16 protein-coding genes are annotated in these 19,122 nt (G+C 63.0%); 5 read left to right on the forward strand and 11 right to left on the reverse strand.

Going from position 1 to position 19,122, the window contains the following annotated elements:
* Positions 1–110: 110 nt before the first annotated feature.
* From A9762_RS23795 to A9762_RS23810, 4 genes are all read right to left on the reverse strand, one after another.
* Complete coding sequence (locus tag A9762_RS23795; RefSeq protein ID WP_069344465.1) at positions 111–1,259, reverse strand: BMP family ABC transporter substrate-binding protein; 1,149 nt, start codon at positions 1,257–1,259, stop codon at positions 111–113.
* A 65-nt stretch (positions 1,260–1,324) separates the two neighbouring features.
* Positions 1,325–2,254, reverse strand: a complete 930-nt coding sequence (locus A9762_RS23800; RefSeq protein ID WP_069344466.1) for an ABC transporter permease — start codon at positions 2,252–2,254, stop codon at positions 1,325–1,327.
* 10 nt (positions 2,255–2,264) lie between these two features.
* Complete coding sequence (locus A9762_RS23805; RefSeq protein WP_069344467.1) at positions 2,265–3,371, reverse strand: ABC transporter permease; 1,107 nt, start codon at positions 3,369–3,371, stop codon at positions 2,265–2,267.
* Between the two features lie 92 nt (positions 3,372–3,463).
* The gene (locus tag A9762_RS23810) at positions 3,464–5,002 is read right to left on the reverse strand and encodes an ABC transporter ATP-binding protein (RefSeq protein ID WP_083254239.1); all 1,539 of its coding nucleotides are present in this window, start codon (positions 5,000–5,002) and stop codon (positions 3,464–3,466) included.
* A gap of 272 nt (positions 5,003–5,274) precedes the next feature.
* Between A9762_RS23810 and A9762_RS23815 the strand changes: the two genes are divergently transcribed.
* Positions 5,275–6,213 carry a LysR substrate-binding domain-containing protein gene (locus tag A9762_RS23815; RefSeq protein WP_069344468.1) on the forward strand — a complete coding sequence of 313 codons (939 nt, stop codon included), beginning with the start codon at positions 5,275–5,277 and terminating at the stop codon, positions 6,211–6,213.
* A 181-nt stretch (positions 6,214–6,394) separates the two neighbouring features.
* Here the strand turns inward: A9762_RS23815 and A9762_RS23820 are convergent, their stop codons facing one another.
* Both A9762_RS23820 and A9762_RS23825 read right to left on the reverse strand, forming a co-directional pair.
* Positions 6,395–7,753: an 8-oxoguanine deaminase gene (locus A9762_RS23820; RefSeq protein ID WP_069344469.1), complete on the reverse strand. Its 1,359-nt coding sequence runs from the start codon at positions 7,751–7,753 to the stop codon at positions 6,395–6,397.
* Positions 7,753–9,114 (reverse strand): nucleobase:cation symporter-2 family protein, encoded by a 1,362-nt coding sequence (locus tag A9762_RS23825; RefSeq protein WP_305778320.1) that lies wholly within the window; start codon positions 9,112–9,114, stop codon positions 7,753–7,755. Before A9762_RS23825 ends, A9762_RS23820 begins: the two co-directional genes overlap by 1 nt.
* Positions 9,115–9,557: 443 nt before the next feature.
* Here A9762_RS23825 and uraH point away from each other — a divergent pair, with 443 nt between their 5' ends.
* From uraH to A9762_RS23840, 3 genes are all read left to right on the forward strand, one after another.
* Positions 9,558–9,908, forward strand: coding sequence for a hydroxyisourate hydrolase (uraH, locus tag A9762_RS23830; RefSeq protein ID WP_069344471.1), 351 nt, complete (start codon positions 9,558–9,560; stop codon positions 9,906–9,908).
* Between the two features lie 40 nt (positions 9,909–9,948).
* On the forward strand, positions 9,949–11,154 hold the full coding sequence (locus A9762_RS23835) for a urate hydroxylase PuuD (protein WP_069344472.1): 1,206 nt from the start codon (positions 9,949–9,951) through the stop codon (positions 11,152–11,154).
* Positions 11,155–11,655: 501 nt separating this feature from the next.
* Positions 11,656–13,026, forward strand: a complete 1,371-nt coding sequence (locus A9762_RS23840) for an MATE family efflux transporter (protein WP_069344473.1) — start codon at positions 11,656–11,658, stop codon at positions 13,024–13,026.
* 41 nt (positions 13,027–13,067) lie between these two features.
* Here the strand turns inward: A9762_RS23840 and A9762_RS23845 are convergent, their stop codons facing one another.
* The 5 genes from A9762_RS23845 to A9762_RS23865 all read right to left on the reverse strand — a co-directional run bounded on the left by A9762_RS23845 (position 13,068) and on the right by A9762_RS23865 (position 18,309).
* On the reverse strand, positions 13,068–13,916 hold the full coding sequence (locus A9762_RS23845; protein WP_069344474.1) for a proteasome-type protease: 849 nt from the start codon (positions 13,914–13,916) through the stop codon (positions 13,068–13,070).
* A gap of 49 nt (positions 13,917–13,965) precedes the next feature.
* Positions 13,966–14,772, reverse strand: coding sequence for a transglutaminase family protein (locus A9762_RS23850; RefSeq protein WP_069344475.1), 807 nt, complete (start codon positions 14,770–14,772; stop codon positions 13,966–13,968).
* Between the two features lie 4 nt (positions 14,773–14,776).
* On the reverse strand, positions 14,777–15,784 hold the full coding sequence (locus A9762_RS23855) for an alpha-E domain-containing protein (protein ID WP_069344476.1): 1,008 nt from the start codon (positions 15,782–15,784) through the stop codon (positions 14,777–14,779).
* 44 nt (positions 15,785–15,828) lie between these two features.
* Positions 15,829–17,253, reverse strand: coding sequence for a circularly permuted type 2 ATP-grasp protein (locus A9762_RS23860; protein ID WP_069344477.1), 1,425 nt, complete (start codon positions 17,251–17,253; stop codon positions 15,829–15,831).
* Between the two features lie 366 nt (positions 17,254–17,619).
* Complete coding sequence (locus A9762_RS23865; RefSeq protein WP_069344478.1) at positions 17,620–18,309, reverse strand: glutathione S-transferase; 690 nt, start codon at positions 18,307–18,309, stop codon at positions 17,620–17,622.
* A gap of 115 nt (positions 18,310–18,424) precedes the next feature.
* On the opposite strand from A9762_RS23865, the gene A9762_RS23870 reads away from it, so the two are divergent.
* A complete protein-coding gene (locus A9762_RS23870) occupies positions 18,425–19,006 on the forward strand; it encodes a TetR/AcrR family transcriptional regulator (RefSeq protein ID WP_069344479.1) in 582 nt (193 codons plus the stop codon).
* Positions 19,007–19,122 lie beyond the last annotated feature (116 nt).

Here is a 19,122-nt window from a genome sequence, read left to right on the forward strand (position 1 = left end):
ATAAAAAAACCGCCGGTCAATACCGGCGGTTCTTCCTCAGCGCATTGCCGCACAGGGCCACACCGGGCCGCACCGAATCGCTTCGGGCGGCAGCGCGCCCCCGTCGCCCCTTACTGCTTGGGCAACGAGCCCTCGACACCTTCCACGAACCAGTTGATCTGGTGTTTCTCGTCGTCGTTCATGGTCTTGCCGGCAGGCACGATTTCCTTGCCGTCCTGCCCCTTGATCGGACCGGTGAACGGGTCGTACTTGCCGTCGCGAATGGCATCGTGACGCGCCGCCACGGCCTTGCGCGCCGCTTCCGGCACCGCCTTATCGTTGATGGCGACGAGGTTGATCTCGTCTTCCTTGATGCCGCCCCAGACCGGCGTGTTCTTCCACGTCCCCTGCATGACTTCGTCGACCGTGCGGATGTAGTACTTGCTCCAGTCGATGGCCGCCGAGGCAAGATGCGCGTTCGGGCCGAACTTGCTCATGTCGGAATCCCAGCCGAAAGCGTGAATCTTCTTCTCTTCCGCCACTTGCATGACGACGGCCGAGTCGACGTTCTGCATCAGCACGTCAGCGCCCTGCCCCACGAGCGATTCGGCTGCCTGACGCTCCTTGCCCGGATCGAACCAGCTATTGATCCAGACGACCTTCACCTTGACCTTCGGATTGACTTCGCGTGCGGCGATGGTGAACGCATCGATATTGCGGATCACTTCGGGAATCGGCACCGACGCCACATAGCCGATCACGTTCGACTTCGTCACATGCCCGCCGACCACACCGGCCAGATGCGCGCCTTCATACGTGCGGACGTCGTACGTACCGAGGTTCGGCGCCGACTTGAAGCCCGTGGCGTGCTCGAACGTCACGTCCGGGAAGTCGGCGGCCGTCTTGACCATCGAGTCCATGTAACCGAACGACGTACCGAAGACGAGCTTGTTGCCCTTGCTCGCCAGATCGCGGAACACGCGCTCCGAGTCGGCGCCTTCCGGCACGTTCTCCACGCGGGTCACCGTGACCTTGTCGCCGTACTTCGCTTCGACAGCCTTCGCGCCCTGTTCGTGGGCGTAGGTCCAGCCGGCATCGCCCGGGTTGCCGATGTAGACGAACGCCACACCCATCGGGCCCTTGCCGGCCGGGGCCGCCGACGCTTGCGCATCGGACGCCGCCGCAGGCGCGTTCGCCGTCGTGTTCTCCTGCTTGCCGCAGGCGGAAACCAGCATGGCGGCTGCCAGGCTTGCCATCGTGATCAGGACTTTACGTCGCATCGATTCTCTCCTCGTCATCGATTGTTTCAGTTGAATTCTTGTACCGTCGGAAACCGTTATCCCGCTCAAGATCCCGCAAAGAACGGCTTGCCAAGCGACGCCGGCGCATTCAGGCGAATCGTCTGACGATTGCGCGAAATGACCACCAGCACGACGATGGTCGCGAGATACGGCAGGCTTGCCAGCGCTTGCGACGGGATACGGATGCCCATCGCCTGCGCCTGAAATTGCAGCGCCATGACGACGCCGAACAGCAGCGCGCCGAGCGCCGTGCGCCCCGGTCGCCATGTGGCAAACACCACCAGCGCCAGTGCGATCCAGCCGCGTCCCGCCGTCAGGTTCTCCTGCCACAGACGCAGATAGCCCACGGAGTAATACGCGCCGGCCAGTCCCGACATCGCGCCGCCGAACAGCGTCGCGAGATAACGGATGCGCACCACCGGATAGCCGATGGCATGCGCCACGGAAGGCGCCTCCCCGATCGAGCGCAGCACCAGCCCGGCACGCGAGCGATACAGGAACCATGCGATCGCCGCGAGCAGCGCAACCGAGAGGTAGCCCAGCGGGTTGAGCGAGAAAATCGACGGTCCCAGCACCGGAATCGACGACAGCCCCGGAATCGGCACGTCGCGCAGCATCGGGATCGTGGCGTCGGTGTACGGACGACCGACGTAGGCCGACAGCCCAATGCCGAAGATCGTGAGCGCCAGCCCCGTGGCGACCTGATTGGCCATGAGCGAGAGCGTGAGCCACGCGAAGATGGCCGACATGACGACGCCTGCCGCTACGCCCGCGAGTACGCCGAGCCACAGGCTCCCCGTCTGCACGGTGATGGCAAATGCACCGATGGCCCCCATGAGCATCGTGCCCTCCACGCCGAGGTTGAGCACCCCGGACTTCTCGGTCACCAGTTCACCGAGGGCGGCGAGCATCAGCGGGATGGCCGCAATCACGGCACTTGCGGCCAGCGGCGTGAGCAGATTGATCCAGTCCATGCCGCGCTCCTCAGGCGTCTCGCGTCAGCGCACGGGCGCGACGACGCAAGCGGTAGTTCACGAAAACATCGCAGCCCAGCAGGCTGAACAGCAGCAACCCCTGGAACACGCCGCTGATGGCCTTGGGCAGTTGCAGCGATGTCTGCACTGCTTCACCGCCCAGATACAGCAGCGCCATGAGCAGGCTCGCCAGCACGATGCCCACCGGATGCAGACGGCCGACGAACGCCACGATGATCGCCGTGAAGCCGTATCCGGGCGCCCACGTCGCCTGCAATTGACCGACCGGCCCGGCCACCTCGCCAGTGCCCGCCAGCCCGGCGGCGGCCCCGCCGATCAGCAGCGCCAGCCAGACGGCGCGCGGCTCGGAGTAACCGGCATAGCGTGCCGCGAGCGGTGCCAGCCCGCCCACTTCCATCCGATAGCCCGCGAAGCTCTTGCGCATGAAGCACCATGCGGCAGGCACGGCGATCACCGCCATGAAGACCGACGCGTTAAGACGTGTGCCCCGCCACGCCGCCCAGTGCCAGTCGCCGAAGAAGCGCGGGAACAAGGCGTCGCGGCTGAAGTTGATCGACTGCGGGAAGTTCATCCCATGCGGGTCTTGCCACGGCCCGCTCACCAGATAGATCAGCAGTTGCGTAGCGACATACGTGAGCATCAGGCTCACCAGAATCTCGTTGGCGTTGAAACGCACGCGCAGCAGCGCCGGGATGGCTGCCCACAGCATGCCGCCGAGCGCCCCGGCGGCCATCATCAACGGCAGCAGCCACGGGCCGCCATGACCGTCGAAATGGATGGCGACGCCCGAGGCGAAAATCCCGCCGAGCAGCAGTTGCCCCTCCGCGCCGATGTTCCAGACGTTGGCGCGATAGCCGATGGCGAGCCCCAGCGCGATCAGACACAACGGCGAGGCCTTGAGCAGCAACTCCGACCAGCCGTTCAGACTACTGATCGGGGCCAGAAAGAACGCAGCCATCGCCTGTGCAGGGTTCTTGCCGAGGAAGCTGAAGATGAGCACGCCGCCGGCGAGCGTAATGAGCGTGGCCACGAGCGGCATGGCAAGCCGCATGGTGCGCGAAGGACTCGGCCGAGGCTCAAGCGTGAAGTCGAACATGGTGTCTGGAAATCGATGAAAACGTTACGGTGACGGCGTCGGTGCGTGCGGTGTGGGCGTCATCGCCCGGCGCTGCCCCAATGACAGGTGATTCAGGCCGCGCGCTCGCCGGGGCCGCCGGGGAACATCCCCGCCATCCACAGGCCGATCTCGCGCGCGTCGGTCTGCTCGGGCTTGCGCACGGGCGATAGACGCCCCTGTGCCAGCACCGTGATCCGATCGCAAATCTCGAACAGTTCGTCAAGCTCTTCGGACAGCACCAGCACCGCGACGCCACGCGCCGACAAGTCCAGCAGTTGCTGACGGATGAAAGCGGCCGCCCCGACATCCACGCCCCACGTCGGCTGCGCCACGACCAGCACGCGCGGCTCTTGCAGGATTTCGCGTCCGACGATGAATTTCTGCAAATTGCCGCCTGAGAGGCTCTGCGCCGCCGCTTCCGGCCCGCCGGCCTTCACGTTGAAGCGCTCGATGCAGAGCGAGGCGAACTTGCGTAGCGTGCCGCGACGAATCCATCCGCCGCGCAGCAGCCCGAGATGTGCCGTGCCGGACGCGCCGAGCAATGCATTGTCCGTGAGCGACATGCTGGGCACCGCGCCGCGCCCCAGACGCTCTTCCGGCACGAACGCCAGTCCGAGACGCCGGCGCGTGGCCGCCCCCATGCGCCCCACGGAACGGTCGTTCAGCGCAATGGCGTCGGCATGCGGCGCGCGCATCTCGCCGGAAAGCGCGGCCAGCAGCTCAGCCTGACCATTGCCGGAGACCCCGGCAATGCCGACGATCTCCCCCGCATGCACGTCGAGATTGATGTCATGCAGCGAGGTGCCGAACGGATCGTCACTCGTCATCGACAACTGGCGCAGCGACAACAGCACGTCGCCCGGCTGATGGGCGCGACGCTCGATCTGCGGCAGTGCCCGCCCGATCATCATCTGCGCGAGCGTCTCAGCCGTTTCCTCGCGAGGCACGGCGTGCCCCGAGACACGGCCGCCGCGCAGCACAGTCGCGCGGTCGCAGAGATCGCGGATTTCGTCGAGCTTGTGACTGATATAGACGATGCTGCACCCTTCGGCGGCAAGGCGGCGCAATGTCGTGAAGAGTTTCTGCACAGCCTGCGGCGTGAGCACCGACGTCGGCTCGTCCATGATGAGCAGGCGTGGGTTCTGTAACAGACAGCGCACGATCTCCACGCGCTGACGCTCGCCGACGGACAAGCTGTGTACATGACGCGCCGGGTCCACTTCCAGCCCGTATTGCGTCGACACCTCGCGAATACGATGAGAGAGCGCCTTCAAATCGTGACCGGCGTCGTCGAGTGCGAGCGAGATGTTCTCCGTGACCGTCAACGTCTCGAACAACGAGAAATGCTGGAACACCATGCCGATGCCGAGCTTGCGCGCCGCCGCCGGACTGTCGATGCTCACCGGCTGTCCTTCCCAGCGGATGTCTCCGGCGTCAGGGCGTACGGCACCGTAGATGATCTTCATCAACGTGCTCTTGCCTGCCCCGTTCTCGCCGAGTACGGCGTGAATCTCGCCGGGTAATACGTTCAACGCGATGTCGTCGTTGGCCACCACGCTCGGATAGCGTTTGGTGATGCCGGTCAGCGCCAGACGTGGCGTCGCTTGCATGGAAAGGGTCACGGGCGGAGTTAAAGAGATCTGAGATGCCCCGAGTTGCGCCGGGTTGTGGATGGGGCGGTCCGAAAATACCCAATTCGCGGAGAAATGTCGAGCGTGTGTCAATAACACGGCATCTAAGGCCACCTGACTCACGACAAACGAACGACAAGCGTCTATTTTGGTGATAGGGGCTTTCCGCTATAGAGCCGTGCGACCTTGTCCTTCATAATGATTTACTTATGCACTACAGGGTCCGACATATTCGGATCGTTATATTTCTCATGAGCCAAAACCGCGAACCGATTGACACTTATTTGCTGCGCGTTCTTCATACCCTGTTGATCGAGCGCAGTGTGACGCGTGCGGCCGTCAAACTGAATCAATCGCAGCCGGCCATCAGCGCGGCGCTGCGTCGTTTGCGCGACATCACCGGCGATCCCCTGCTGGTGCGCGGTAAATCGGGCATGGTGCCCACGGAGTACGGTCAATCGCTGCTGGAGCCGACACAGAACGCGCTGCGCGAAATCGAGCGCATTACGGTGCAGCAATCGAATTTCGACCCGGCCACGACGGTACGCACCTTTCGCATTGGCTCGCCTGACTATCTGAATACGCTGTTCGTGCCGACGGTCGTGGAGCGCTTCCGTCAGCAAGCGCCCAATGCGCAGTTGGAACTGCATTCGCTCGGACCGGCATTCGATTACGAGCATGCGCTCGAAGACGGCAAGGTCGACATCGTGATCGGCAACTGGCCCGAGCCGCCCGAGCAGCTCCACCTCTCGAATCTTTTCGTCGACCAGATCGTGTGTCTGGTGCGCAATACGCATCCGTATGCGAAACGCGGCCTGACGCTGGAACAGTATCTTGGCAGCCCGCACCTCGCGCCCACGCCCTACTCCGTCGCACAACGCGGCGCCATCGACATGCACCTCGCGCGCGAGCGTCTCAAGCGCAACGTGGTCGTGACGATTCCGTACTTCAACCTCGCGCCGTACGTGTTGCTGAAATCCGATTTGATTTTTACGACGACGCGCCTGTTTGCCGACCATTACGCGGAATTCCTGCCGCTCACGGTCCTCGAAGCGCCCATCGACTTCCCGCCGATGCAGTATTACCAGTTGTGGCACGAACGCACGCACTACTCGGACGAAGTGCGCTGGCTGCGCAGTGTGATCTCCGACGCGACGCGCACGCTGCTGGAATCCCGCACGCTGCCGTAATTCGTCGGCTTCAACGACCTTATATCGTCCGCCGCCGGTTTTACCGGCGGAGCGGCCCCCACCGCCCCGCCGAACCGCATGGCAGCGCTCCCCATGCACAGGAGCGCCACCCCCGACTTCCCGCCTGCCCATTGCCACGCTCGGCCGCACACCATGAATATGCGGCCGGAGTGGCAACGCCTTATCGGGAAGCCTCGGCCAGTTGCCGCGCCAGCGCGTTGTGACGCGTGACGAGCGACGGCAGGTCGAGCGTCTCCAGACGCCCTTCGCGCACCACCACCCGTCCGTTCACCACGCTGTACGCAGCTTGTCCAGGATTGCAGAAGACGAGCGCCGCCACCGGGTCGTGCAGACCACCCGCCATGCCAACACCCCGCGTGTCGAACGCCACGAAATCGGCCGCCATCCCTTCGGCAAGCACGCCGATGTCGTCACGCCCCAGCACCCGCGCGCCGCCCACGGTGGCGATCTCCAATGCCTCTCGCGCCGTCATGGCGCTCGGGCCGAAGCCCACGCGTTGCAGCAGCAAGGCCTGACGCGCTTCGTTGATCATGCTGGCGGCGTCGTTCGATGCCGAACCGTCTACGCCGAGCCCGACCGGCACGCCGGCGTCGCGCATGCGGCGAATCGGCGCGATGCCCGAGGCCAGCCGCATGTTCGAGCACGGGCAATGCGCCACGCCGGTGCCCGTCTTCGCGAAGAGCGCGATCCCGGCGTCGTCCAGTTGAACGCAGTGGGCGTGCCAGACGTCATGACCGACCCACCCCAGATCCTGCGCGTACTCGGCAGGCGTCATGCCGAACTTCTCGCGGCTGTACGCGATGTCGTTGACGTTCTCCGCCAGATGGGTGTGCAGCGACACGCCGAAGTGACGTGCCATGTCCGCCGACTCGCGCATCAAATCGCGGCTCACCGAGAACGGCGAGCAAGGCGCAACAACCACGCGCAGCATCGCGTAGCGGCCTGCATCGTGATACGTCTCGATGAGTCGCTGCGTGTCCTTGAGAATGTCCGCCTCGCGCTCGACCACGCGATCGGGCGGCAGTCCGCCCTGACTCTGACCGACGCTCATGCTCCCCCGGCTCGCGTGAAACCGCATGCCGATCTCAGCGGCCGCTTCGATACTGTCGTCCAGCTTGCAGCCGTTCGGGTAGATATAGAGATGGTCGCTCGACGTCGTGCATCCCGAGAGTAGCAGCTCGGCCATCGCGGTCTTCGTCGAGACGCGAATCATCTCGGGCGTGAGGTTCGCCCACACCGGGTAGAGGTTCGTCAGCCAATTGAAGAGTTCGCCGTCCTGCGCGGCCGGAATGGCGCGCGTGAGGCTCTGGTACATATGGTGATGCGTGTTGACCAGACCGGGAATGACGACGTGGCCGCTGAGATCGAGCACCTCGTCCGCCGTCGACGGCAGCGTATCACTGGTGCCGACGGCCACGATCCGGTTGTCCTCCACGTACAGCCCACCGCGCGCGATCTCGCGCCGACCGGCGTCCATCGTGACGAGCACCTCGGCATTCTTGACGAGCAGCGTTTTCATCAGTGCGCCTCCAGCCCCATGCCCGAACCGTTCTTCTCGCCATGGCCATCGACCGCCGGGGCTTTGAAGCCATTGAAGTAGGCGTTCAGAATCACGGCCGACAGCGTGGCGAGCAGAATCCCGCTATGCAGCAACGGCGCGAGCTGCTCCGGCATCTTCGCGAAGAACTTGTTCGACGCCACCGGAATCATCGCCATACCGATGCTGATCGCTACGATATACAGGTTGTAGCGGTTATGCGAGTAGTCGACCTTGGACAGGATCTTGATGCCCGTGGCGAGCACCATGCCGAACATGACCACACCGGCGCCGCCCAGTACGAACTGCGGAATGGAGGCTACGACCACCGACATCTTCGGAATCAGGCCGAACACCAGCAAGATGACACCGGCAGCGGCACACACCCAGCGGCTCTTCACGCCGGTCACGCCGACAAGACCGATGTTCTGCGAGAACGACGTGTGCGGGAAGGTGTTGAACAGGCCACCGATCACCGTCGCCACACCATCGACACGCAAGCCTGCCACCAGCGCCTTCTCGTCGACCGGCTTGCCGACGATCTCGCCCAGCGCCAGGAACATGCCCGTCGATTCGATGAAGGTAATCAGAATCACGATGGTGAGCGTGACGATGGCCCACGGATCGAACACCGGCATGCCGAAATGGAACGGCAGCACGATATCGAACCATTTCACCTGGTCGAGGCCGTCGAAACTCACCTTGTGCAGCATCAGCGCGATCGCGAAACCGAACAGAATGCCGAGCAGCACGGCGATATTCGAGAAGAAGCCCTTCACGAAACGCGTGACCAGCAAGATGAAGATGAGCACCGCGAACGACACGCCGAGGTAGACCGGATCGCCGTAGTCGGGGTTGCCCACGCCGCCGGCCGCCCAGTTGATGCCCACGCCGATGATCGTCAGACCGATGGACGTAATGACGATACCCGTCACGATCGGCGGGAAGAAGCGCAGCAGCTTGCCGACGAGCGGCGCGATCAGCGTGCCGATGATGCCCGACGCGATCGTCGCCCCGAAGATACCGGGTAGCCCGAGGGAGGGATTGGTGCCGATGGCGAGCATCGGACCGACGGCCGCGAACGTCACGGCCATGATGACAGGCATGCGAATCCCGAAACGGCCCACACCAACACTTTGAATCAGCGTGGCGATACCGCAGCACATCAGATCGGCCGAAATCAGGAACGCAATCTGATCCTTCGGCAGCCCGAGGGCACCGCCAATGATGAGCGGCACGGCCACCGCCCCTGCGTACATCACCAAAACATGTTGCAGGCCCAGCATGAACAATTTTCCGATCGGCAGTCGCTCGTCGACCGGATCCACGGCATTGGTTGTCACACTCATTGCGTCTCCGTCCCTCGGGGGGCTGTTTGATGTCTATTTTTAGGGTGACTCAATGGTGCAGGTCGACGCCTTTTGCGGCAAGACCACCCGGGGCTATAGTGTTTTTTTCATGGAACGTATGCATGAATGCTTATCTTGCGTCTCGGGTTTTCCCCAAGCATGCACGTCGCCATTGGGCTTTCCGGGCGAGTCGTCTCCTGTCGCGATAACACTTCATACGATTGGCGTTATATCCGGGATAACGGAATCAAATAGTGGTCCAAAAAATCCCATTTCCGGTGCATACGACATACGCTGAAGACGTCGGCATGCCATATTGATGCGCATTACCTTTTTGTCTGACGTGACAGGGTATGTGCGCGTTTTTATCTTTGTTATTGCGCGCGTTGCCCCGCCGCCATCTCCCTACAATGCACCCATCCATCACAGGAGACATCATGGGACGACTGACTACCCACGTACTAGATACATCGCACGGCAAACCCGGCGCGGGCATCCGTGTCGAGTTGTGGCGTGTGGACGGCGAGCGCCGTTCGCTGCGCGACGTGCAGACCAATGCCGACGGCCGTTGCGACAAGCCGTTGCTCGAAGGCGAGGAATTCGTCGCGGGCGAATACGAACTCGTGTTCCACGCCGGCGATTACTTTGCCGCGCAAGGCGTTGACGTACCCACGCCGCGCTTCGTCGATCGCGTGGTGCTGCGTTTTGGCATCGCGGCGCCTTCGCAGCATTACCACGTGCCCCTTCTGGTGTCGCCGTGGAGCTTTTCTACGTATCGCGGTAGCTAAATCGCGAACGTGAATGTCAGGCAGTTGAGGAGAACATAAGATGGAAGCGTTTATTACCGACTGGGTCAATCTGTTGCTGCGCTGGCTGCATGTGGTCGCGGCCATTGCCTGGATTGGCGAGTCGTTCTATTTCGTGATGCTGGACAACGGTCTGAAGCCGCCCAAGGCAGCCGAAGACAAACAAAAGGGTGTGTTCGGCGAAATGTGGTCGGTGCACGGCGGTGGTTTCTACCACGCGCAGAAGTACCTGAACTCGCCGCCGCAGATGCCGGAAGACCTGCACTGGTCCAAGTGGAAGTCGTACACCACGTGGCTGTCGGGCTTCGCCCTGTTCTGCGTGCTGTATCTGCTGCAACCGCAGACGTACCTCATCGACAAGAACGTGATGGACCTGCAACCGAATCAGGCCGTAGGCCTCGCGGTGGCATTCCTGATCGGCGGCTGGTTCGTCTACGACTTCCTGTGCCGCGCACTGGGCAAGAACGAACGCGTGCTGGGTGTCGCCGTGGCCCTGTTCGTGGTCGCTGCCACATACGCCACCACGCATATCTTCGCCGGTCGTGCCGCGTTCCTGATCGTAGGGGCGATGATGGCCACGTCGATGTCGGCCAACGTGTTCTTCTGGATCATTCCGGGACAGCGCAAGAGCGTGGAGGCCCTGTCGAAAGGCGAAGTCCCGAACCCGATCTGGGGCAAGCTCGGCAAGCAACGCTCGGTGCACAACACGTATTTCACGCTGCCGGTCGTGTTCATCATGATCAGCAACCACTACGCGTTCACGTACAGCAATCCGTACAACTGGGTGATCCTCACGATCATCATGGCCGCAGGCGCGATGATTCGTCAGTTCTTCGTGCTGCGTCACGCGGGCAAGAATCTGTACGCCCTGCCCGTGGCCGGCGCCGCCCTGCTCGCCGGCGTTGCCGTGTTCGCCGCACCGAAGCCCGCGCCGGCACCGGCTGCCGGTGCGCACGGTGAGGCCGCTGCACCGGCCGTGAAGCTCTCGGAGATCCAGCCGATCCTCACACAACGTTGCGCCACCTGTCACTCGGCCAAGCCGACCATGATGGGCAGCGCACCGGCCGGGGTGATGCTCGACACACCCGCGGAAATTTCGCAGAACGCCCAACGGATCTATCAGCAATCCGTGGCGCTCAAGTCGATGCCGCTGGGCAACGTGACGCAAATGACTGACGAAGAACGTCAGAAGATCGCCGCGTGGTTCAACGGCGGCGCGCAGCAGTAACAGGGCAGCGCCGACGTTCACAGACTTTCTTGCTGGACCCATGTTGGGGCGCTTAGGCGCCCCTTTTTTATGCAGGGGAACTCCTGCGCCTGCCATCGGTCTGTCTCTAGCGCCCGGCAGTCCGGGCGTGACGTTTTCGCGAGAACCACGACGCCGATACCGGCGACACCTTCCCACGACGTCAAACGACCGGCGCGATGCCTCCAAAGCAGGCGCGTCAAGTGCGAGACCCTATGAATTTCCTCCTGTTTTCCGATTCCCGACAAGGCGTCGTCTGGGTGCACCTGCACCAGGCGATGTTCCCTCCGTCCGTCTGACTGCCTCGCTGGCGTCCTCCTTGCCTCCGGTAAGGGGCGATGTCGTTGCGGGGCGGAGCGCTTACGCCATCGCTTGCGCGTGAGCGACAACACTCCCCCATTCCGAAGTCTCTGAAGTCTTTGATGTGCAAGCCACGGTGAGCCGCGTCCCGACACGACGCGGTGCGAAGTCATCGGGGGGACCATGTCTCTTTCCACGTCTACCAATTCATGCAACACCTCGCAGGGCGCAAGGACGTCCCTGCTTAAAGAGTTCACCTCGCTCGCAATTCCGACGATCCTTTCCGGCTGGGTCTACACGATCTATACGCTGATCGACGGGATCTTCATCGGCCGCTACGTCGGCCAGCAGGCGCTGGCCGCGCTGAACCTGGTCGTGCCGCTGCTCTACGTACCGTATGCCATCAGCGTGATGGTCGGCGTGGGCGGCGCCACGCTCATCGCCCGTCTGCTTGGTGAACAACGGGTCAGCGAAGCGCAGCGCGCGTTTTCGCAAGTGCTGTGGGTCATGCTCGCGGCGGGTATCGCAATGAGCATCGGCGTGCTCGTCTTCAAGCACGAGATCGCTGCGGCGCTCGGGGCGCAAGGCGCGATCACTGCGGACGTCGTGGCCTATCTGTCCGGCTGGGGCTGGTTCGTGCTGTTCGCCAACGGTCTTTACGCCATGGAGTTGTTCCTGCGCGTCGAGGGTGCACCGGCTGCCCGTTTCGGGTTGTACGCGATGTTCCTCGGTGCACTCGCCAACGTGGGGCTCGATTACTGGTTTATCGTCGTTCGCGGGATGGGGATGTACGGCGCATCGCTGGCGACAGGATTGTCGATGATGGTGTCGAGCAGCGTCATGCTCGCCTATCACTTCGTGCTGGCGAAGCAGGTCGTGCCCGCGCGCCGCGCGTTCGGCAACGGGGAAACCCATGTGTGGCGGGCGATGTACAACGGCGCGTCGGAGTTTCTCGGCGCGATCGCACCAGCGGTGACGGTGTTCGTCTTCAACCGCGTGATTCTGACGAACTTCGGTGAGCCCGGTCTCGCGGCGTATGCAATTCTCGAGTACATGACGCTCGGCGCCACGGTCACGATGGTCGCGCTGGTGCAAAGCATGCAGCCGATGATCAGCTTCTACCGCGGCGCGGGCGACGTGAAGGCGCTTCAGGGATCGTTCCGTCTGGGCGTGATCGCGGTGATGGGCTTCTCATTGCTCGTCGCGGTCGCCATGGCCACACTGGCGCGCCCGCTCACGTTCCTGTTCCTGCCGGCAGGCGGCGAAGCATGGTCGATTCTGGAGCATGCGGTGCTCTGGTATGCACTGGCGTTCTTGCCCGCCGCCGGCAATCTGATCGTGGCCGGTTACCTGACCGCCGTCGAAGCGCCGGGGCCATCGGCTGCCATCGCAATGCTGCGTAGCTGGATTCTGCTGCTAGGCATTCTCTGGCTGCTCGATGCGCTGCTTGGCGGCGACGCCATCTGGTACACCCTGCTAGCCACGGAAGCGGTCACGCTCGCGGTCAGCGCATGGCTGTACCGCAAGCAGCATCGCGTGCACAGCCACGCCTGACGCTCAGGGCGGCGCAATGCCGCCCGTCTCGCATCGTCCGATCAGGACGGTATCTTGAGCGACACCGTTTGTGCCAGTGACTGAAGGCTGCCCGCTTCGTCCGCACCGGGCATGCCTTCGGGCGGCTCGGCGCGCGGCGGCAGCGATGCCGGCACGCTCACCACGCTGCTCGTCGCCCACTGCGGCTCAGGCAGTTCGTCGAACACCTGACGCAGGCGCGAGCCCCACGTATCGTGAATCATCTTGTAGTAGACGTTCTCGTCGTCGAGCGAGGCGAAGCGCGTCACGCGCAGGCTGTCCTCTTCGTAGACGAGCAAGTCGAGCGGCAAGCCGACGGACACGTTGGAGCGCAGCGTCGAATCCATCGAGATGAGCGCGCACTTGGCGCCGTCGTCGAGGGACGTCGCGGGCGTCACGAGCCGGTCGATGATCGGTTTGCCGTACTTCGACTCACCAATCTGGAAGTACGGATTGACGGACGACGCTTCGATGAAGTTGCCTGCCGAATACAACTGGAACAGGCGACTCCTTCCCCCGGCGATCTGCCCGCCGAGCAAGAAGCTGCAATTGAAGTCGACGCCGAAGGCTTCGAGCGATTTGGCGTCGCGCGCGTAGACGTCGCGGATCGCTTGTCCGACCACGCGCGCCACGTCGCCCATGGATTTGGCCGTCCACAGCGTCTCGGTATCGCGGGCATCCACAAGCTGCTGACGCACGGCTTGCGTGAGCGCGAGATTCCCAGCGGAGAGCAGCACGATCACACGTTCGCCCGGACGCTCGAAGACGAGCATCTTGCGGAAGGTGCTCACGTGATCGACCCCCGCATTGGTACGGGTGTCGGAGAGAAAGACCAGCCCGGCATCGAGCTTCATGGCCACGCAATACGTCATGTCGTTCCTGTCTTGCCGTGTGAGGCACGCCGCCTCGTCACGCGAAAAGCTATTGTTGTTGGTCCGGCGGCACGGTATCGACACTCACCGATACGTGCAACGCCTCGCTCGCCCCGCCGCTGCGCATGCCTCTGACGGGCGCCGCCGACTCGTAATCGCGGCCGACCGCCAGACGACAGTAGTTGCCGCTGGCAAAGCAGGCGTGGGTGACGTCGATACTCACCCAACCGCTGCCATCCACCCACACGTCGACCCACGCGTGGCTTGCCGCATGCGGCACGTCGCCCGGATCGATGTACCCACTGACATATCGCGCGGGTACACCGCGCGCCCGGCACACGGCCAGCATCAGATGCGCGTGGTCCTGGCAGACGCCCCGCCCCAGCGTCAGCGCCTGCGCGGCGGTGCTGGTCACGGCGGTGATCCCCGACTCGTAGTCGACCTGTTCGCAAATGGCGGCCGCCAGCGCGAGCAGGTCGCCCGGCGTGGTCACCCCGGCGTCGGCGGCCAGCGCATCGATCCCGTCGCTGCGCCCGGTGAGCGGCGTTGGGCTGGCGAAGCATAACACTGGTACGGCGTGACTCGTCTCGCCGAGCTTGCCGTCGACGAGCGGCGTGGTCTCGACCTCCCCCTCGGCGAGCAGATGAATCTCGTCGTGCGGCTGGTGCAGCACCAGCGTATGCATGTCGTTACCGAACGCGTCGCGTGCGGCGCTGAGCTTGCCCGGCGCACTCAACCGCCAGTGCACGATGCGTTGCACTTCCGACGCCGTCGGCGTCAGCCGAAGCTGCTGGATGGTGTAGCGCACCGGCGTGTCGTAGCGGTAGGTGGTCTCGTGACGGATGATCAGGCGCATGGCATCAGGCGGCGAGCGGGATCAGGAATGTCTGGCTGATCTTGTTGCCGAGCACGGACACGCGCTCGAGAAACTCGGTCAGGACGGGGTGCAGGCCTTGCTGCTGTATCTGCTGGATGTCGGCGTATTTGAGGTCTGCCTGAAGCTTGCCGGCATAACGCTCGACGTCGCCGGACTGTGCATTGGAGAGCGTGGCGAGGTTTTCGCACACGCCGTTGAGCGAGGCCAGCAACGAGCGCGGCATGTGGGCGTTGAGCATGAGCAGTTCGACGACACGCTCCGGCGTGATCACGTCACGGTAGACCTTGCGATAGATCTCGAACCCCGACACGCTGCGCAGCACGGCGGACCAGTAGTAGAAGTCCGTGGGGTGCGAGGCGTCCGGCCCGGCCTTGTCGGCACGCACCGCTTCGTGAAAGCGCACGTCGAGAATCCGTGCCGTGTTGTCGGCACGCTCCAGGAAGAGCCCCAGACGCGTGAAGTAGAACGCATCGTCCTGGAACAGCGTACCGAAGCTCACGCCGCGCGAGAGGTGCGAGCGCACCTTGACCCACTCGAACAGATGCGCCGGATCGCGCTCCAGCAGGTCGAGCATGCGCGGGAATTCCAGCCAGGTGCTGTTGACGGTCTCCCACAGTTCGGTCGTCAGGGTGCCACGCACGGCACGCGCGTTCTCGCGGGCGGCGGCCAGACAGCAGGCGATGCTCGACGGGTTGTCGCGATCGCGCACCACGAAGTCGAGCACGTTCGCACGCGTGGCACGTGCGTGCTTGCGGTTGAACGCCGGCTCCAGCTCGGAGATACGCAACGTGGCGCGCCACCCGGCTTCGTTGTCGATGCCGCCGGCAAGGGCGTGCGCCATGTCGGTGTCGTCTTCGTCGTCGAGGTTGTCGATGGCGTCTTGCGGCAGCAACAGGTTTTGCAGGTTGACGTCGAGCAGGCGCGCGGTGTTCTCGGCCCGCTCCATATAGCGAGCCATCCAGAACAGGTGGTCGGCGGTACGGCTGAGCATGATCTCTTCCCGATAAGTTGTCTTCTGTCTCTGGCGAACGCCGCTTACTTCTCGAGGACCCAGGTGTCTTTCGTCCCCCCGCCCTGCGAGGAATTGACGACGAGCGACCCTTCGGTGAGCGCCACGCGCGTGAGACCCCCCGGCACCATGGTCACGCCCTTGCCCGACGACAGCACGAACGGCCGCAGGTCGATGTGGCGCGGCGCGATACCGGCGTCGACGAAAGTCGGGCACGCGGAGAGGGCCAACGTGGGTTGTGCGATGTAGCCGTCGGGTTTGGCAATCAGCCGTTGCCGGAACGCTTCGATTTCGGCCTTGGTGGACGCCGGCCCGACCAGCATGCCGTATCCGCCCGCCCCATGGACTTCCTTGACGACCAGCTCGCCGAGGTTGTCGAGCGTGTAGGCAAGGTCTTCGGCACGACGGCACTGATACGTCGGCACGTTGTTCAGGATGGGTTTCTCTCCGAGGTAGAACTCGATCATGTCGGGCACGAACGGGTAGATGGACTTGTCGTCCGCCACGCCGGTCCCGATGGCGTTGGCGAGCGTCACGCGCCCTGCCCGGTAGACGCTCAGCAATCCGGGCACGCCCAGCGTCGAGTCGGCGCGAAACGCCAGCGGGTCGAGGAAGTCGTCGTCGATGCGGCGATAAATGACGTCGACCCGCTTGGGACCGTTGGTAGTACGCATGTAGACGAGGTTGTCTTCGACGAAGAGGTCCTGCCCCTCCACGAGTTCGATCCCCATTTGCTGGGCAAGGAACGCGTGTTCGAAGTACGCCGAGTTGTAGATGCCCGGGGTCATGACGACGACCGTAGGATCGTCGACCCCCATCGGGGCCACGGCCCGCAAGCTGTCCAGCAACAGATCGGGATAATGTTCGACCGGCGCGATGCGGTTTCTCGCGAACAGCTCGGGAAACAACCGCATCATCATCTTGCGGTTTTCCAGCATGTACGAGACGCCGGACGGCACTCTCAGGTTGTCCTCCAGCACGTAGAACACGCCGTCGTCCCCGGTACCTGCCCGAACGACGTCGACACCGGCGATGTGCGAGTAGATGTCGCCCGGCACGTCGACGCCCTGCATCTCGGGGCGATACTGCGCATTCTTCAGCACCTGCTCCGCTGGAATGACGCCCGCGCGCAGGATATTCTGGTCGTGATAGACGTCGTGGATGAATTTGTTCAGCGCTTCGACGCGCTGCCGCAGACCGGTCTGCAAGGTCTGCCATTCATGGGCGGGGATAATTCTCGGAATGAGATCGAACGGGATGAGGCGTTCGGTTCCCGCTTCGTTGCCGTAGACAGCAAATGTGATGCCGACGCGCCGGAACGCCAGATCGGCCTCAGCTCGCTTATGGTGCAAGACATCGTCGGGCTGGCATTTCAGCCAGTCGTCGAACCGCCGGTAGTGCGAACGAGTCGCACCCGTGATGCTCGCCATCTCGTTATAGCTCTCGACCATACGCTTCTCCGCAGATTGCTGTGTCGAGATCGAGCAATATCCATGCCCGAGCTGTTTTTCCGCTTTTTTGACTCACCACGCACGATTTCGGTGCGGCACCTCTTCAGCCTCGCCGATGCACCCGTTATGCGCGCCCGCCGCACCCTTTGGTGACGATAAAAATGCACCACGACGGTGTTTCGGCGATGGTTGGAGTATAGGAGTTGGTTTTTCTCCGTGGCGCGTGTGTTTACCCCGCTTGCTTATTGGCACTCACGTTGCACCCACGCGGCATTCACGCTTGTTGCGGCGGGACGGGCATGCGCTGGTTCACGTATCTCCCCCCCCGCCATTACCTTCATCCGATAACAGCAAACGCCTGGGTGCTTACTGCCCCGCAAACGCCGGCTGGCGACGCACGCTCGGGCGCGCCATCACTCGCTCATGCCACGCCTTCAACGCCGTGCAGGTCTGCGGTACCTCCACTTTGACGTAGGACGCGAAGAGCAACCCCGCGATTACCGTGATATCCGCCATGGAGAATTCGTCACCCGCGACATAGGCCTGCGTTTCCAGGACGTCGTTGAAGTACTGCATGCCCCGCTCGGCCTTCTCGCGCTGACGAATGCCCCATTCCTCGTTCTGGTACAGCTCCACGTCCGGCCCCAACCCCGGCGTCGCATGATGGAAATAAACGCTGATCGGATCGAGCAACTCCAGCTCAGCACGCTTGTTCATCATGTGGATCTTCGCCCGGATCAACGGCGTACTGCCCGTCAATGTCGGGGTACCGTCCAGCCAGTCGAGATATTCGGTAATGGCCGTGCACTCCGCGATGTACGTGCCATCGCGCAGTTGGAGCACGGGCACGGTGCCGGAGTAATTCTTCTCCGCCATGAACGTCGGTCGCTTGTGATCGCCCTTGTAGAGATCCACGAGTTCGAATTTCACCCGTGGCTCCATTGCCTTCTCCGCCAGGGCAATCCGCACCCGCGTCGGATACGGCCCCCTCGGGAAATCGTAAATCGCCATGTCCGCCAAGGATTCGTCGTTGGAACTGGTGCTCTTGAGATTCATGCTCTGCCCTCTGTGCAGTGTGTTGATGGAAACTACCTAACGTTCGTTAGGTTAACGATAGAGGGTATAATCTCTGGCGTCAATGGGCTTTTCAACTTTCGGAGTATTCAGGGAAATGGTGGGGACGACCGATTCGGGCTTGAGTTCGAAGGAACGCATTCTGCTGGCCGCGACCCAGATCGCTCAGGCCCACGGGTACAACGGCCTGAATTTCCGGGATCTCGCCTCCGCCGTCGGCATCAAGGCCGCCAGCATCTATCACCATTTCGAAAGCAAAGCCGATCTGGGCGCTGCCGTCGCCCGACGCTACTGGGAAGATACTGCCGCCAATCTGGATGCGATCTACGCACGGTCCGGCGATCCCGTCGAATGCCTCAGGCAATATCCCGGCACGTTTCGCAAGGCGCTGGAGCGCGACAATCGCATCTGCCTCGGCAGCTTCATGGCTGCGGAGTCGGACGATCTGCCCGATATCGTGCTGCGGGAAGTGATGACGTTTGCCGACGTTAACGTGGCATGGCTCGCCCACATGCTGCGCGAAGCCTCGCTCGTCGCTCCTGAACAGAGCGAAGGAAGAGCACGTGCTATCTACGCCGCCATTGCCGGCGCACAACTGATCGCGCGTAGCCGCTCGGATATCGCGGTCTACGATCACCTCATCGAGAGCTATCGCGCCGCGGGATTGCTGCCAGCATGAGGCCCCGGCGCAGTAGCGCCGACGTATTTTTCTTTTTTCTTCTGCTAGTGGTGCGGGATTACACCCCCCGCCTGACGGGCCGGAGCCCCTTTCCGCCGCTCAGACATAAACCCAAC

Source organism: Pandoraea sp. ISTKB (assembly GCF_001721285.1).
GTDB classification, from domain to species: domain Bacteria; phylum Pseudomonadota; class Gammaproteobacteria; order Burkholderiales; family Burkholderiaceae; genus Pandoraea; species Pandoraea capi.

Bases quoted from the DNA above. Each gene is read 5' to 3' on its own strand.
- A9762_RS23815 (WP_069344468.1), top strand. From the start codon at position 5,275: ATGAGCCAAAACCGCGAACCGATTGACACTTATTTGCTGCGCGTTCTT.
- A9762_RS23855 (WP_069344476.1), bottom strand. From the start codon at position 15,784: ATGCTCAGCCGTACCGCCGACCACCTGTTCTGGATGGCTCGCTATATG.
- uraH (WP_069344471.1), top strand. From the start codon at position 9,558: ATGGGACGACTGACTACCCACGTACTAGATACATCGCACGGCAAACCC.
- A9762_RS23800 (WP_069344466.1), bottom strand. From the start codon at position 2,254: ATGGACTGGATCAATCTGCTCACGCCGCTGGCCGCAAGTGCCGTGATT.
- A9762_RS23865 (WP_069344478.1), bottom strand. From the start codon at position 18,309: ATGAATCTCAAGAGCACCAGTTCCAACGACGAATCCTTGGCGGACATG.
- A9762_RS23820 (WP_069344469.1), bottom strand. From the start codon at position 7,753: ATGAAAACGCTGCTCGTCAAGAATGCCGAGGTGCTCGTCACGATGGAC.
- A9762_RS23835 (WP_069344472.1), top strand. From the start codon at position 9,949: ATGGAAGCGTTTATTACCGACTGGGTCAATCTGTTGCTGCGCTGGCTG.
- A9762_RS23860 (WP_069344477.1), bottom strand. From the start codon at position 17,253: ATGGTCGAGAGCTATAACGAGATGGCGAGCATCACGGGTGCGACTCGT.
- A9762_RS23805 (WP_069344467.1), bottom strand. From the start codon at position 3,371: ATGTTCGACTTCACGCTTGAGCCTCGGCCGAGTCCTTCGCGCACCATG.
- A9762_RS23810 (WP_083254239.1), bottom strand. From the start codon at position 5,002: ATGCAAGCGACGCCACGTCTGGCGCTGACCGGCATCACCAAACGCTAT.
- A9762_RS23840 (WP_069344473.1), top strand. From the start codon at position 11,656: ATGTCTCTTTCCACGTCTACCAATTCATGCAACACCTCGCAGGGCGCA.
- A9762_RS23795 (WP_069344465.1), bottom strand. From the start codon at position 1,259: ATGCGACGTAAAGTCCTGATCACGATGGCAAGCCTGGCAGCCGCCATG.
- A9762_RS23850 (WP_069344475.1), bottom strand. From the start codon at position 14,772: ATGCGCCTGATCATCCGTCACGAGACCACCTACCGCTACGACACGCCG.
- A9762_RS23870 (WP_069344479.1), top strand. From the start codon at position 18,425: ATGGTGGGGACGACCGATTCGGGCTTGAGTTCGAAGGAACGCATTCTG.
- A9762_RS23845 (WP_069344474.1), bottom strand. From the start codon at position 13,916: ATGACGTATTGCGTGGCCATGAAGCTCGATGCCGGGCTGGTCTTTCTC.